Source organism: Lunatimonas lonarensis (genome assembly GCF_000390185.1).
GTDB lineage: Bacteria > Bacteroidota > Bacteroidia > Cytophagales > Cyclobacteriaceae > Lunatimonas > Lunatimonas lonarensis.
Genome location: NZ_AQHR01000004.1, coordinates 1 through 14,671 on the forward strand (window position 1 = coordinate 1; position 14,671 = coordinate 14,671).

The following is a 14,671-nucleotide window of genomic DNA, read 5'->3' on the forward strand; positions in this document are numbered from 1 at the left end:
AAAATCAGAGCATCACGCTAATTTATTTTTAAGCTGAATTCCTGCCCATCAAATCCAACACGGAGCTATCCTAACTTCCTCTCTATCTTGGATTTTATTTGTTCGAATGCGATCTGGGCTTTTTTGCATCGGCCAATCAGCTGTACCGGATCCGTAATGTTTTCCATATCTTCAATAGTCGCGGCAAAGCGCTGCATGCCTAGACTTCCGGACAATCCTTTAATCTTGTGGAGTAGGCTTTCTTTCTCTTTTTCGTCAATCATGATAGCGGATCTGAGTCGCTTCAGGCTCTCCTCGATCTCGGAAAATCCCTCGTTCATAATGCTGATGAGCAAATCCCGATCGCCGGAAAGTGTCTCCAGCAGCCCATCATAGTCAAATTCATCCGGAGCAAGCGGAGGATCCTTTTCTGTGTCCGTATCGAAAATCTCTCTTACCAGATCCAATATCTTCTGCTTGTCGAGCGGTTTGGTCATGAAATAGTTCATTCCCGCAGAAAGGCACGCTTCTTTTTCACTGAGAAGTGCTCCGGCTGTGAGTGCAACGATGGGGGTGTGGGTTCCGCTTTCCTGTTCCAGTGTTCTTATTTCCTGCGTAGCCTGGTATCCATCTTTGATGGGCATCTGCACATCCATGAAGATCAAATCAGGCGAATGGTGCATGTAGAAGTCAATAGCTTCCTGGCCATTTTTTGCTTCGATAATTTGACAATTGGAGAAATTTGCGCGTAGGATCGTTTTCAGCAGTATCATGTTGAGGGATACATCTTCTGCAATCATGATTTTTAATGAATCACCTGACTTGAGGTCAAAGGACTTACTTTCTTTGCTTGTTAAATCAGAAAAACCGACTTTCTCCTCGGCTAGACTCAAGAGGCAGTTAAACAACTCAGATATTTTTGCCGGCTTGATCAGCTTGGCATCAACTTCCACCTGTTGGTAGCGTTCATCAGACTGAACGTCATCAACAGAGCTATATAATATAATCTTTGGTTTTTTTCCTTTAAATTTACCGATAATTTTATTGGCTTCTGCAATGGTCATAAGTCCATCCATAAAAGGCATATGAAAGTCAACGATTAAAATATCGAAATGCTTTTCTTCTTGAAGAAGCCGAAGGGCACTCAACCCGTTATCAGCCTCTTCAGTGTCAATCTTCCAATGGTGAAGGGTATCGCGCAGAATTCTCCTATTGTTGGCGTTGTCGTCTATAATTAAAATTCGTTTGATACTTGAAAACTCCCTAACGACAGCATCTTTCTTTGTAAGGAAAGGCCTTTCTATTGTGAAGAAAAAGGTAGATCCATTACCTACCTCGCTTTCCAGTTGGATACCGGAACCCATTTTTTCTGCAATCATTTGCGAAATAACTAAGCCCAACCCTGTTCCCCCAAACTTTCGTGTGGTAGAAGAATCGGCCTGGGAAAAGGATTTGAACAGTTTCTCCTGTTGCTCAGCGGAAATACCGATACCTGTGTCCTTTACAGAAAAGGTAAATCTTCCCACATTTGGGTTTTCTTCAACGGCTTCGAACGAAACCTTTAACTCAACCTCGCCTTTTTCCGTGAATTTTATTGCGTTGCTGAGTAGATTTACCATGATCTGTTTTAGCCGGATCGCATCAACGACTATTAAATTGGGGATGTTCACCTGGATATTCAGCAGAAACTCGAGGTCTTTGGACGATGTGTTAAACTTGACAATGTCTGCGGTCTGCTCTATCAGTTCGATGATGTCGGTTTCGATTTCTTCCAATTCCAGCTTTCCGGCTTCGATTTTTGAAAAATCCAAGATGTCGTTGATGATGCCGAGAAGCGAATGGGCAGATGAATTGGCACTTTGCACATATTGAAGCTGAACATCAGACAGGTTAGTGTTTATCAACAGATCTGTAAACCCAATTACCCCATTCAGGGGCGTACGTATTTCGTGGCTCATATTGGCCAGGAACTCTGATTTGGCCCGGCTGGATTTCTCAGCTTCCTCCTTTGCCCTTACCAACGACCGCTCTAGGTTACTTTTGGTTTCCACACTCACCAATAGGTCTGCGAAAATCTTCAATAGTTTTTTCTCTGCATCCTGGAAGGCGTGTTTTTCTTTCACCCAATCAAATCCTACAAAGCCCATAAGCGTATTTCCTTGTACCATCGGTAGGGCTATCAGGGTCTTGATGCCCTGCGGCTCGATGATGTCCTTGAGATCTTGATTTTCTAGGGTGTCGATATCACCGACTTCAAACGTCATACTGCGCTTGTGCTGTTCTACCCAATCGGGAATCAAGTCAAGGGGGAGATTTTGTAGATTATCCAGCTCGGGCGTGATGCCATCGGCGCACCACTCATAGGTGTTTGAGGTGGTGTTTTCTCCAAAATCATAGGCAAAAACATAGCCTCGGTCGGCATTCACAAAAAGAGAGATCCGGCTCAAGGACTCATTGACGGTTCGGGACAGATCCTGTACGTTGGTGTTGATGTAGGTTGAAGAAATATCGATCATCAGTTGTTGAAGTTCCAACTGCCTATCTACCTCCATCTTAGCCAGGCGTTCTTCTGTGATGTCCTGCGTAAGTCCGATTATCTTTTCTCCTTTCCCTTGCTCTTTGAGGTAGAGTATTTTCAACTTTACCCATTTAAATCGTTTCCCCTTTAAGTGGATCTTGCCAATAAACTCTCCTTCCTTACCCGTAAGAATTACTTCCTCTGCCTTGCGTTGGATGGTTGCTTGGTCCTTCTTGTTATAAAATCCAAGTGCTTTTTCCAAATCTATCGGTGTATCGGGCGAAAGTTCATGGATCTTATAGAGGTTTTCAGTCCATTTTAGTATGTTCGAAGCAAGTTCCAATTCCCACGAGCCCATATTGGCCATGTTCATAGCCCTACGCAAAAACACATTTGTGTACTGTAGCTGCTCTTCCACTTTTTTACGTTCCGAAATATCTCTTGAGTTGGCTACTACATACCCTTGTCCATTGATCTCAATGAATTTAACGGTAACTTCCACGGGGAACTTTTTGCCGGTTACCTGATTGAAGTTCGTGCCTTCTATGATCATGTGGGGCATTTTTTTCAACTCATCCACATGGGCAAACCAAACCGACCTATCCCTAAAAAGTTCCTCAAAATCCCAAACGTGGTAGTTCTTTACTTCATCTGGCTTGATTCCCAGTCGTTTAGAGGCTTCTTTGTTTATGTAAAATAGGTTGCCATTTTCAAGACAAACCTGGGTGGCATCGGAAGTATTGTCCAGAAGGTTTTGAAGTAGTGCTATACTCTCACTTGTGGGCTGTTTAGAATTCATAAAGGATTTAAAAAAGGGAGTAAATTAGCAAGCTGTCAGTAAGCAATATACGTGGGATTTTTGGAATTGTCAGGTATATCACAAGCTATTATTAATTTAAATCATTGTCTATTTTATTGGTCGGGAACACAGGTTTCAAACGAATCCTTTAGGTTGAATACCGCTATAAGCTTGGTTGCTTCGTTGTCTAAAATGATTTTGATAGTGAAAATTTACTATCTTCGTATTCTAGCGCATCCTCCCTTTTGGTAGCGGGTCAGCTTCCTAGACTGGTTGGGCGGACTGTTGCTGTTGTTACAACAGAATTTCAAGAAATTGGTAATTGCCTGTCTTTAAAAAAGATAGGCGAAGTTATTTCAATCACCGCAAAAACAGATTTTATGTCTTCTATTTTTACAAAAATCATCAACCGAGAGATTCCCGGATATATTGTAGCTGAGGACGAGCGCAACATTGCATTTTTGGATATTATGCCACTGGTAAAGGGACACGTGCTGGTAGTGCCCAAATTGGAGGTAGACTACCTCTTTGATTTAGATGAGCAGGACTATGCAAGTCTCATGGCTTTTACGAAAAGGGTAGCAAGGGCACAGGAATCGGTTATTTCCTGTACCAGAATTGGCGTGGCGGTAATTGGCCTTGAAGTACCACATGCGCATATCCATTTGGTTCCATTGAGAGGTATGGGAGACATCAACTTTTCCAGACCCAAACTGAAGCTGGACTCCAGGGTAATGGAGGAAACTGCCGCTTTGATCAAAGCGGCTTTTTAAATGAACAGCCTCCAAATTTTCGTTAGCGGATATTGTAGGATTGCATAAACGGTTGCCCATTTGGGGCCAATCCTTCCAACCGCAGTCTACCGCTGAATTCTTCCAGAAACTTGCCGAACGCTTTTGGATCCTTGGCAGGCTCTCCATTGTACTGGGTTATCACAAAACCGTTGCCCAGACCCAGATCCCTTAGGTAACCACGGGTCATGCCAGATATCTTGATCCCGAAATCGATGTTTAGCCGGTCTCTTTCCAGGGCATTAATGGTTTCAAGCTTAGCCCCCAGCAGGGTTGATGTATAAAATTCCCGTTTGATAACCCCGGTCCCTCCCAATAGGTTTTGCAGCGTCAGGTTGGCATTTCTACTATTGTTCTCACGAAGATAGCTCATGCGAATCTCGTCCCCCGGGTAAAAGTAAGACAGCACCTCTTCAAAGCTGCCTTTTCCGGTGATATTGATACCGTTAATGGATCGGATCACGTCGTTTCGCTGCAGGCCTGCTTTTTCAGCCGCTCCGGACCGTACCACATGGGAAACGATCACCCCATCGAGCGATTTAAGATTCATTTCTTCTGCCAGTTCTGGGGTAATCTCGACTACTTCGAGTCCGGGAATCGCTTTTTGCACTTCGCCATATTTTATCAGGTCGTTGGCAATCTTGGTGGCTATGTCTACTGGCACGGCAAACCCATACCCTGTATAGGAACCAGTTCTGGAAAGAATGGCGGTATTGATACCTACCAGTTTCCCTTCCACGTCCACTAGAGCGCCACCAGAGTTGCCCGGGTTGATAGGAGCATCGGTTTGGATAAAGGACTCCAAGGGGAATTCGCCTCCCATGATATTGATCTGCCTTTCTTTGGCCGACACAATACCCGCAGTTACCGTGGAGGTAAGGTTAAATGGATTGCCGACAGCGATGACCCACTCCCCAATTTGTAGTTCCCGGCTGCTTCCTATCTGTATGGCTGGAAGATTTTCCGCCTCTATTTTTAATACGGCGATGTCGGTATTGGCATCTGCACCTATCAGACTGGCCTGGTAGGTGCGCTTTTGGTGCACCACTTCAATGGTTTCTGCCCGGTCTATTACGTGATTGTTTGTAATGATATAGCCGTCTTTGGACAAAATCACACCCGAACCGGTACTTACCCGCTGCTGTGGAACTCCCTGGCCAAAGAAATAGTCAAAAATACTGTAGCGCCTGGTGTCGGTTCCGGAGAAATTCTTGATAAAGACCACGGAGTTTGTACTCTTGCGGGAGGCCTCTACGAAAGAAACCGGGAGATCCATTGTTCCCGACCCATTTGACGAAGCGGTGGTTTCTGATCCGCTTTCCCGAATTCCGTCCATCCAATTAGTTTGTTGGTTCCAGGACGGATGGTCGGAAAAAACCGAAGAGGAAGCTTGGATTGGTAGTTCTACTACCGTCAAATACAGCCAAGCACCTGCCATCCCTCCAATCAGGGCTATTACGCCTGTAATGAAATGTTTTTGCATATTTCCTAAAACTTATCCGATCAGATTCCAGTGATCATAAAAACCGATTAATTCTGCATACGTGAAACGTATTCTACGGTTTTGCGATCAAACCAATACCATACCAAAAACAATATGCAGGAAAAAGCGGGCAAAAAAAAGCGAAAAACGCCATTTACCTTGTAAATTTGTCAGTCGATGCTAAAAAATGACAGCGTATTTCGTCCAACCTTTCGGACTGGCGAGGGTTGACGCTGAGGTAAATCAAACTAAATGTCAAAAAAGAAAAACGTAGCCATCCTGGGTTCCACAGGCAGCATAGGTACTCAGGCACTGGATGTGATACGGAATCAAGGTGACTCATTTCAGGTAGAGGTACTCACCGCCCAAAATAACGCAGATTTATTGATTCAACAGGCACTCGAGTTCGAGCCCAATGCCGTGGTAATTGGAAATGAATCCTCCTATCAGCAGGTAAAGGAGGTATTGCAACCCAGGGGCATAAAGGTGTACGCTGGCGAGTCAGCACTTGCGCAAGTGGTCGAAATGGAGAGTATTGATGTGGTGCTCACCGCGCTGGTGGGTTATGCAGGATTGATCCCAACCATTCGTGCCATTGAAGCGGGAAAGCCGATAGCATTGGCAAACAAGGAAACGCTGGTAGTAGCCGGAGAACTTATCACCGCTCTGGCAAGTGAGAAGGGAGTAAATATTTATCCGGTTGATTCTGAGCACTCGGCCATATTTCAATGCCTGGTCGGGGAGTTTCATAATCCCATCGAAAAGATCATACTGACCGCGTCCGGGGGGCCATTTCGGGGAAGGAACAGCCAGTACCTTAAGTCGGTTACCAAAGCGCAGGCACTAAAGCACCCCAATTGGGATATGGGAGCCAAAATCACCATCGACTCAGCTTCAATGATGAACAAGGGATTGGAAGTGATAGAAGCTAAATGGCTTTTTGGACTAAATTCGGATCAAATTGATGTAGTCGTGCATCCCCAATCGATCGTGCATTCCCTCGTTCAGTTTGAAGATGGTTCCATCAAAGCGCAACTTGGTCTGCCAGATATGCGTATTCCCATTCAGTTTGCGATCTCCTATCCTGATCGCTTGAAGGCAGATTTTCCCCGGTTTAATTTTGCGGATTATCCTAATCTTACCTTTGAAAAACCCGATCTTCAGACCTTTAGAAATTTACAGCTAGCCTTTGATGCGTTAAAGGCGGGGGGGAATACGCCCTGTGTCCTAAATGCGGCCAACGAGGTAGTGGTAGAGGCTTTTTTAAAGGATCAGGTCGGATTCCTGCAAATGTCGGAGCTGATTGAACAGACTTTGGAGAAAATCGGTTTTATAAAGTCGCCGGCTTTGGAAGACCTCGTAGAAACGGATAGCGAGACAAGAAAATTAACCAAGAAATTAATCGAAAAAATATAATATGGAAACGCTGATAATGGTGGGGCAGTTGCTGCTTGGGTTGTCGATTTTAGTAGGGCTGCACGAGTTGGGACATTTGTTGGCTGCAAAAATGTTTGGCATGCGGGTGGAGAAATTTTCCATTGGCTTTCCCCCAAAGATCGCCGGATTTAAATACGGTGAGACAGAGTACTCTATTGGAGCCATTCCGCTAGGGGGCTTTGTGAAGATTTCCGGTATGGTGGACGAATCTTTGGATACCGAGCAGATGGGGTCTGAGCCCCAGCCCTGGGAGTTCCGATCCAAGCCTGCCTGGCAACGCCTCATCGTCATGTTGGGTGGTATCATCGTCAATGTGGTAACGGGCATCCTTATTTTTGTTTTTTTGGTATACAATCGAGGGGAAACCTACTATTCAAGGGATCAGGTGTTGACCCATGGGATTGTCGCCTACGACATTGCAGAGCAGATTGGGTTGAAAACCGGTGACAGGATCCTTGACATAAACGGACAGCCCTATGAATCCATTAACGATTTGAGCAGTGGTTCCGCTCTGCTAAGCAATAATGGGTTTTATACAGTTGATCGTGACGGAGAAAGAATTCAGGTGGCCATACCGAGGGGTTTTATCAATTCCTTCTCCAACGAGGAAAGTATGTCCAAGTTTATTCAGATCCGTTTTCCGTTTGAAGTGGGTGAGGTAGCGCCGAATCAGGGGGCTGCCAAAGCCGGAATACTACGGGGAGATCGAATAGTGGCGATAAACGGAGAGCAGATAGTCTATTTTGACGATCTTCAACAAGCGCTTAAAGACAAGGCAAATCAGCAGGTAGAGGTAGTGGTACAACGGGATGGGCAGCAACTTACCCTGATGGCTGATGTCAGCGAAAATAACACCATAGGTATTGGCGTTGCCAGCCTGCTGGAACCTGTTAGAAAAAGCTATACGCTTGCCCAATCGGTACCGCTGGGGGTACAAAGGGCATTTGGTGTAGTGATCGTAAATGCCAAAGCCATGAGCAAAATGTTTACGGGAGAGGTGTCTGCCAAAAATGTGAGCGGTCCTATCGGTATGGCCAAAATATATGGATCCTCCTGGGATTGGGTCAAGTTTTGGTCTATCACTGGATTGATTTCCATGATCTTGGCATTTATGAATTTTCTACCGATCCCTGCGTTGGACGGGGGACATGTTATGTTTCTCCTGTACGAAATGGTATCCGGAAGAGCCCCCTCTGACAGGTTTCTGGAAAACGCACAAAAGGTGGGTATGGTCATCTTACTGATGATCATGGTTTTCGCGATCGGTAACGATATCTTGAAGTTGTTCGTAGGAAGCTAAGACCTTTTTGCCAAGATATAAACTCTCTTTATCCATCGATCTTACAGGTAGCATTGCCTGTTTTACCTTGGCTAAAGGTTGGGTTCTATTTTTGTTTTTGAATAAGAAAGTTTTAACTTGAAACCGTCGCTGCCAATTTGTGTCTAAGCACATATTGGCACGTGGCTTGTTTTACTTGTTTTGTATTATTTTAGGGACGTGATGTCCGATATTCTATAAAAAGTGACATGAAGACTGTCGTATTGACTGTATGAGCAATTTCGGAAATCAACTATATCAATCATTCTTGTTGGGAGACTATTCAGGGGAGGGTGAGCTTATTCATTTAATTACAGATGACGAAGAGGAGGACGATAGTTTGAAAGCAGATAGTTATTCAGACGAAATATCAATTCTTTCCGTTCGTAATACGGTTCTTTTTCCGGGTGTTGTTATTCCCATTACGGTGGGAAGGCAGCGATCCATCCGTTTGGTTAAAAAAGCCCAGAGGGGAGACAAGCTGATCGGCGTCTGTGCCCAGCGAAACCCCAATCAGGACGACCCTGGATGGCAGGATATCTACAATGTAGGAACGCTGGCCAAGATCATTAAAATGATCGTATTGCCGGACGGTAACACCACCATCATTATACAGGGAAAAAAGCGGTTTAAGATCCGTGAAGAAGTGTCTGATGATCCTTATTTTGTCGCGAAGGTAGATTACCTGGAGGAATCCTTTCCAAAAAACAACAAGGAAATAGAAGCTTTGGAGCAGTCGTTAAAGGAGGCCGCCTTCAAGATTCTCCAATTGAACCCGGAAATCCCCCGAGAGGCACAGGTGGCACTGGACAATATCGATAGTACGCCTTTTCTAACCCACTTTCTTTCTTCCAATATCAATGCGCCGGTAGAATCCAAACAACGGCTGCTGGAAATCAACGATGGCATCGATCGGGCCACTCTTTTGCTGGAGCTCATGATGAAGGACATTCAGATGCTGGAGTTGAAAAGTGAGATCCAAAAAAAGGTACATACGGATATAGATCAGCAGCAACGCGATTATTTTCTGCGTCAGCAGATGAAGGTTCTTCAAACCGAACTTGGGGAAGAAGGGCCCGAGAAGGAAGTGGAGGATCTGCTGTTAAGGGGACGGAAAAAGAAGTGGCCCAAGGAAGTTTGGAGTCATTTTGAAAAGGAGGTAAACAAAATCCTCCGGATGAATCCTTCCGCCGCGGAATACCCGATCGCGTTGAATTACGCGGAGGTGATGGTGGAGCTCCCTTGGAATGAGTTTACCACGGATAACTTTGACCTGAAACGTGCCAAAGATATTCTGGACAAGGATCATTTCGGACTGGAAAAAGTCAAGGAGCGGATCATTGAATACCTGGCGGTTTTGAAATTGAAGAATGACCTGAAGGGGCCGATTCTTTGCCTTTATGGTCCTCCGGGCGTAGGTAAAACCTCACTGGGCAAGTCAATAGCGAAGGCATTGGGCAGAAAATATGTGCGCATGTCGTTGGGCGGGCTCCATGATGAAGCAGAAATCAGGGGGCACAGAAAGACCTACGTAGGCGCTATGCCCGGTAAGATTATCCAGAATATGAAGAAGGTCAAGACCTCTAACCCCGTATTCGTGTTGGATGAAATTGATAAGCTTAGTTCTGATTTTAGGGGAGATCCTTCATCTGCATTCTTGGAGGTATTGGATCCCGAGCAGAACAGTGCATTTGTGGATAATTACCTAGAGGTGGACTATGATCTTTCCAAGGTCTTGTTCATCGCCACTGCCAATACCCTAGAGACCTTGCAACCCGCACTTCGGGATCGAATGGAGATCATAGAGGTGACGGGATATACCCTAGAGGAAAAGGTGGAGATTGCGGTTCGCCATTTGATTCCGAAGCAGCGAAAGGAACATGGGCTTAAGGCCAAAGATGTTCAGTTCAGCAGGGAAGCGCTGGTAAAAATAATCGAGGACTACACCCGGGAGTCCGGAGTCCGAAATTTGGAGCGGTTGGTCGGAAAGGTAACCCGTAATGTGGCCAAGTCCATTGCCATGGAAGAAGCGTACCAAAAAAAGATCACCCCAGCTATGGTTCGTAAGGTTCTGGGTGGAGAAGTATTTGATAAGGAGCTTTATCAAGACAACAGCGTACCAGGAGTAGTAACCGGCCTTGCCTGGACCTCTGTAGGGGGTGAGATTTTGTTTATAGAGGCCAGTCTGAGCAAGGGAAAAGGGAAGCTTACACTTTCCGGTCAGTTGGGAGAGGTGATGAAGGAATCGGCGATGACGGCTCTTTCCTATCTCCGTTCAAAAGCTGACAAGCTCGGCATAGACCACAGGGTATTTGATAACTACGACCTACATATACACGTACCTGCTGGAGCAGTACCAAAAGATGGCCCATCTGCGGGTATCACCATTCTGACGGCCATTGCCTCCGTCTATACGCAACGAAAAGTACGAAATAGGCTGGCGATGACGGGCGAGATCACGTTAAGAGGGAAAGTAATGCCTGTGGGTGGCATCAAGGAGAAGATCCTGGCAGCCAAGCGGGCAGGTATTACCGATATTATTCTCTGCAATAAGAACCGGAAGGATTTAGAGGAAATCGACGATTCCTACCTTAAAGGGATCACTTTCCATTTGGTAGACCATGTGCAAGAGGTTATTCAATTGGCGCTACTGGATGAGTTGGTCGATGATTCCATTTCATTCACCTTTGATAATCAAAGGGTCACATCTGGTGATTGTTAGGCTTCAGCACCTAGCCGCTTTGTTAATGGTACTCGTAGGGTCGGGGCCCTGTTCCCTGAATGCCCAAGTGGCCCAACGTGCCTTTGGCTTTACCGAACAGCCGTCTTTTACGGGTTTGGCAGGTCTGGGAGGTGTGAATATTACCTCGGTAAGCGATCCCTTGATGTTTCTGTCCAGCCCCGCCTTGCTGGATTCCTTAGACGAAAGCACACTCTCCGTACACTATTTGAATTTTCCCGGTGATATTCAATTTGCAACTGCCGGGTACAATTTCAAAGCCGGGAAGCCGGTTTCTGCCGCCATCGGGATGCAGTTTGTAAATTACGGGGAATTTGAAGGGTACGATGAGGTAGGTTTTCCCTTGGGAACCTTTCATGCCAGTGAGTTTGCGCTTACTGCTGCGCTGGCGGCCACGCGGGGTGTTTTCCGTTACGGCCTGAACCTAAAATTGATGGGTTCGGTACTGGAAAGTTACCAAGCCTATGCCGCGGCGTTTGATATTGGAATTCTTTATCGACACCCCTTGGAGGATCTAGCCCTTTCCATTGTTGCAAAGCAGGTGGGATGGGTGCTGAGCGATTATTTGGAGGACGCCCGATTGAGGCTTCCTGCCGATTTGAGGGTAGGTATAGCTTATAAAGCAGAAAACATGCCGATGCGCTTTCACCTTACCGCTAGGAACCTCCTGTATGATACGCCGTTGGTTTCAACCAATGTATTGGAGCCTTCCGTAGAAGGACGGTTTACAGATCGGGTATTTAGAAGACTGGTTTTTGGAGCGGAGATCCCTATTAAGGAATCCGTTGAACTCCGATTGGGCTACAATTACCTATTGCGACAGGAGTTTTCCGGTTGGAACGGCAGGGGCTTGGGAGGTTTTTCCGGCGGGTTTTTGTTGCGGAGCCGGGCGTTCGCCCTATCCTATGCCCTCGCTGGCTACCGGGTGGCGGGCACAGCACACATAGTGGGAATACATACGAACTTACAGTCGCTGAGAAAGTTTTAATATCTGCATTTGAATAATGACATGGAGAATCTAACGCCAAAACAAATAGTGTCCGAGCTGGACAAGTACATAATCGGTCAGCACGATGCCAAACGGAATGTCGCCATTGCCTTGAGAAATAGAATACGGAGGTTGATGGTAAAATCTGACCTTCAAAAAGATATCGTTCCCAATAACATCCTGATGATAGGATCCACCGGTGTCGGTAAGACCGAGATAGCTCGACGGCTTGCCAAAATTGCGCAGGCTCCGTTTACTAAAGTGGAGGCATCTAAGTTTACCGAGGTGGGGTATGTGGGCAGGGACGTAGAGTCGATGGTACGGGATCTGGTTGAGCAGGCTGTCACGTTGGTAAAGGAAGCGAAAAATGAAGAAGTAAGGGAGAAAGCAGCGGTGCTGGTTGAAGATGTCCTGTTGGATATCTTGATTCCTCCCGTTAAGGGAGCATCTGTAGGCACCATTCCTCCCTCCATGCAGGCGGGTTTTAACCCGGATTTAGCCTCTGAGCAGGAATTGAATGAGCGGACCCGTGACAAGTTTCGGGAAAAGCTTCGTAAAGGAGAGCTTGAAGACCGAAAGGTGGAAATCAGCGTCAAGCAGTCACCCTCTGCCGGTATCGGGATGATAGGAAATGGTATGATGGATGAAGCCAGTATGGCTGGTCTTCAGGATATGCTGAACAATATGATGCCCAAGCGTACGAAAAAGCGAAAGGTCAGCATACGGGAGGCTAGAAAGCTGCTGATGGAGGAGGAGGCCTCAAAGCTGATTGATTTTGACGAGGTCAAAGAAGAGGCCATTCGGCTAGCCGAAAACAACGGAATCATTTTTATCGATGAGATCGATAAAATTGTCTCCAAATCCGGTAGGGGAGGTTCTGGACCCGACGTGAGTAGGGAAGGGGTACAGCGCGACTTGCTGCCGATCGTCGAAGGAAGTGCAGTCAACACAAAATATGGGATGGTCCATACAGACCACGTATTGTTTATAGCTGCGGGAGCCTTCCATGTGTCCAAGCCATCGGATCTTATTCCGGAATTGCAGGGAAGGTTTCCTATCCGAGTTGAGCTGTCCAGTTTGACGCAGGAGGACTTTTACCGAATACTTAAGGAGCCGAAAAACGCGCTAACAAAACAGTATGCGGCACTTTTCGAGGCAGAGGAGGTGTATTTGGAGTTTTCCGATGAGGCTATCCAAGAACTTGCGGCATTGGCATTTCGGATCAACGAGGAAGTGGAAAACATTGGTGCCCGACGTCTACATACGGTCATGAGCCATCTTTTGAGCGACTTTTTGTTTGAAGTACCGGATACCATTGGGGCAAACAGCAGGATCATGATTACCCGTGAGATGGTAAATGACCGGTTGAGCTCGTTGGTGAAAAACAGAGATCTATCCCAATACATCCTGTGATTTTTTGGGGGTGTGGGGGTCTTTGGTCTTTGGGATAAACCATAGCAGGAGAAATGCGACCCCGGCGGTTGCCGCGCTTGCAGTGAAAACAGCACTGAAGTTTTCTGCCTGATTGGCAAAAATCCAACCAGACACCAACGCGCCCAGCCCTATGCCTGCTTCCAACGCTATGTACATGGTCGCGAGTGCCTTTCCTCTGAAACGCTCAAGGGACAGATCTACGGTCCAGGCAGTGATGGTCGGGTTGTTCATTCCAATCGAACATCCGTACAATACAGCTCCCACAAGCAGCATGCTGGTGCTTTTTGCTTCTGCTACCACCCACATCGCAACCACCATCGTGAGTGTGGCGGCTTTCAGTACAGGTATCCTGCCAAACCTGTCGGATGCCCGCCCTGCCAAAACCCTGATGGCCAAGGAAGAAATGGTAAACACAGCAAAAAACAGTCCTCGGTTCTCAAGACCCAGGTGGTCAGAATAATCGGGAATCACGGTAAGTACGACTCCAAAAGAAAATACGGAGAACACCAAAATCAATGAGGGTGCCCAAACTCTTGTTTCAATTATCTCTGATTTGGATAGTTTCAGGTGGCTCCACCTAGGTTTTTCCCTGGTTTGTAGCGTCTCTTTCAAATGGGATAAGATGGCAATTGAAAGAAAGGAGATAGCTGCGGAAAGGTAGAACAGGGGTTCTACGCCCCATATTCCCCCTATGTACCCACCAAGTGCGGGCCCTGCGGCCATTCCCAAAGATCCAAAAAGCGATTGAATGCCCATGGCTTCTCCTCTTTTTTGAAATGGGATGATGTCTGCCAAGTACGCGGAAGATCCGGTGGGTGTAAATCCGGTCGAGAATCCATGCAGGAAACGTAAAAACAAAAATCCACCCACCGTAGTGAGTATCGGGTAGAGGAGACTTACCCCAACACAGACTACCACGCCAATAACCATGACGGGGATTCGTCCTACTCGATCGGCCAGTTTTCCTGAAAAGGGTCTGGATAAACCTGCCGAAAGGGTAAAGAGGGATATAATCAATCCTTTGTGATCCTCCCCGCCCAAACTGGTTAGGTAAGCAGGTAGCTCCGGTATGATCATGTTGAAACTGGTGAAGAACAAAAAGTAGCTGGTGCACAGCAGGAAAAAATTCAGGTTGTAGATGGCTGGCCGTCGAGTTTCCACGTGCATTTTTCGTTTATCTCCCG

The 14,671-nt window shown here is 46.4% G+C and carries 9 protein-coding genes; 6 read left to right on the top strand and 3 right to left on the bottom strand.

Annotated elements, in window-relative coordinates; all coding sequences use genetic code 11:
* Positions 1–65: 65 nt before the first annotated feature.
* Positions 66–3,296: a response regulator gene (locus tag ADIS_RS00290; RefSeq protein ID WP_010852225.1), complete on the bottom strand. Its 3,231-nt coding sequence runs from the start codon at positions 3,294–3,296 to the stop codon at positions 66–68.
* A gap of 380 nt (positions 3,297–3,676) precedes the next feature.
* On the opposite strand from ADIS_RS00290, the gene ADIS_RS00295 reads away from it, so the two are divergent.
* Positions 3,677–4,069 (top strand): HIT family protein, encoded by a 393-nt coding sequence (locus ADIS_RS00295; RefSeq protein ID WP_010852226.1) that lies wholly within the window; start codon positions 3,677–3,679, stop codon positions 4,067–4,069.
* A gap of 22 nt (positions 4,070–4,091) precedes the next feature.
* Here ADIS_RS00295 and ADIS_RS00300 read toward each other — a convergent pair whose 3' ends face one another.
* Positions 4,092–5,570, bottom strand: a complete 1,479-nt coding sequence (locus ADIS_RS00300) for a S1C family serine protease (RefSeq protein ID WP_035804108.1) — start codon at positions 5,568–5,570, stop codon at positions 4,092–4,094.
* 252 nt (positions 5,571–5,822) lie between these two features.
* Between ADIS_RS00300 and ADIS_RS00305 the strand changes: the two genes are divergently transcribed.
* From ADIS_RS00305 to hslU, 5 genes are all read left to right on the top strand, one after another.
* A complete protein-coding gene (locus ADIS_RS00305; protein WP_010852228.1) occupies positions 5,823–6,986 on the top strand; it encodes a 1-deoxy-D-xylulose-5-phosphate reductoisomerase in 1,164 nt (387 codons plus the stop codon).
* A gap of 1 nt (position 6,987) precedes the next feature.
* The gene (gene rseP / locus ADIS_RS00310; protein WP_010852229.1) at positions 6,988–8,307 is read left to right on the top strand and encodes an RIP metalloprotease RseP; all 1,320 of its coding nucleotides are present in this window, start codon (positions 6,988–6,990) and stop codon (positions 8,305–8,307) included.
* Positions 8,308–8,557: 250 nt separating this feature from the next.
* Positions 8,558–11,047, top strand: a complete 2,490-nt coding sequence (gene lon, locus ADIS_RS00315) for an endopeptidase La (RefSeq protein ID WP_010852230.1) — start codon at positions 8,558–8,560, stop codon at positions 11,045–11,047.
* Positions 11,048–11,072: 25 nt separating this feature from the next.
* Positions 11,073–12,053 carry a type IX secretion system protein PorQ gene (gene porQ / locus ADIS_RS00320; protein ID WP_010852231.1) on the top strand — a complete coding sequence of 327 codons (981 nt, stop codon included), beginning with the start codon at positions 11,073–11,075 and terminating at the stop codon, positions 12,051–12,053.
* 21 nt (positions 12,054–12,074) lie between these two features.
* Positions 12,075–13,466 (top strand): ATP-dependent protease ATPase subunit HslU, encoded by a 1,392-nt coding sequence (gene hslU, locus ADIS_RS00325; protein WP_202900537.1) that lies wholly within the window; start codon positions 12,075–12,077, stop codon positions 13,464–13,466.
* Here hslU and ADIS_RS00330 read toward each other — a convergent pair.
* The gene (locus ADIS_RS00330) at positions 13,446–14,654 is read right to left on the bottom strand and encodes an MFS transporter (protein WP_010852233.1); all 1,209 of its coding nucleotides are present in this window, start codon (positions 14,652–14,654) and stop codon (positions 13,446–13,448) included. The genes hslU and ADIS_RS00330 overlap by 21 nt on opposite strands.
* Between the last annotated feature and the right edge of the window lie 17 nt (positions 14,655–14,671).

Coding starts and splice junctions, on each gene's coding strand:
- lon (WP_010852230.1), top strand. CDS start 8,558: ATGAGCAATTTCGGAAATCAACTATATCAATCATTCTTGTTGGGAGAC.
- porQ (WP_010852231.1), top strand. CDS start 11,073: ATGGTACTCGTAGGGTCGGGGCCCTGTTCCCTGAATGCCCAAGTGGCC.
- ADIS_RS00290 (WP_010852225.1), bottom strand. CDS start 3,296: ATGAATTCTAAACAGCCCACAAGTGAGAGTATAGCACTACTTCAAAAC.
- hslU (WP_202900537.1), top strand. CDS start 12,075: ATGGAGAATCTAACGCCAAAACAAATAGTGTCCGAGCTGGACAAGTAC.
- ADIS_RS00330 (WP_010852233.1), bottom strand. CDS start 14,654: ATGCACGTGGAAACTCGACGGCCAGCCATCTACAACCTGAATTTTTTC.
- rseP (WP_010852229.1), top strand. CDS start 6,988: ATGGAAACGCTGATAATGGTGGGGCAGTTGCTGCTTGGGTTGTCGATT.
- ADIS_RS00295 (WP_010852226.1), top strand. CDS start 3,677: ATGTCTTCTATTTTTACAAAAATCATCAACCGAGAGATTCCCGGATAT.
- ADIS_RS00305 (WP_010852228.1), top strand. CDS start 5,823: ATGTCAAAAAAGAAAAACGTAGCCATCCTGGGTTCCACAGGCAGCATA.
- ADIS_RS00300 (WP_035804108.1), bottom strand. CDS start 5,570: ATGCAAAAACATTTCATTACAGGCGTAATAGCCCTGATTGGAGGGATG.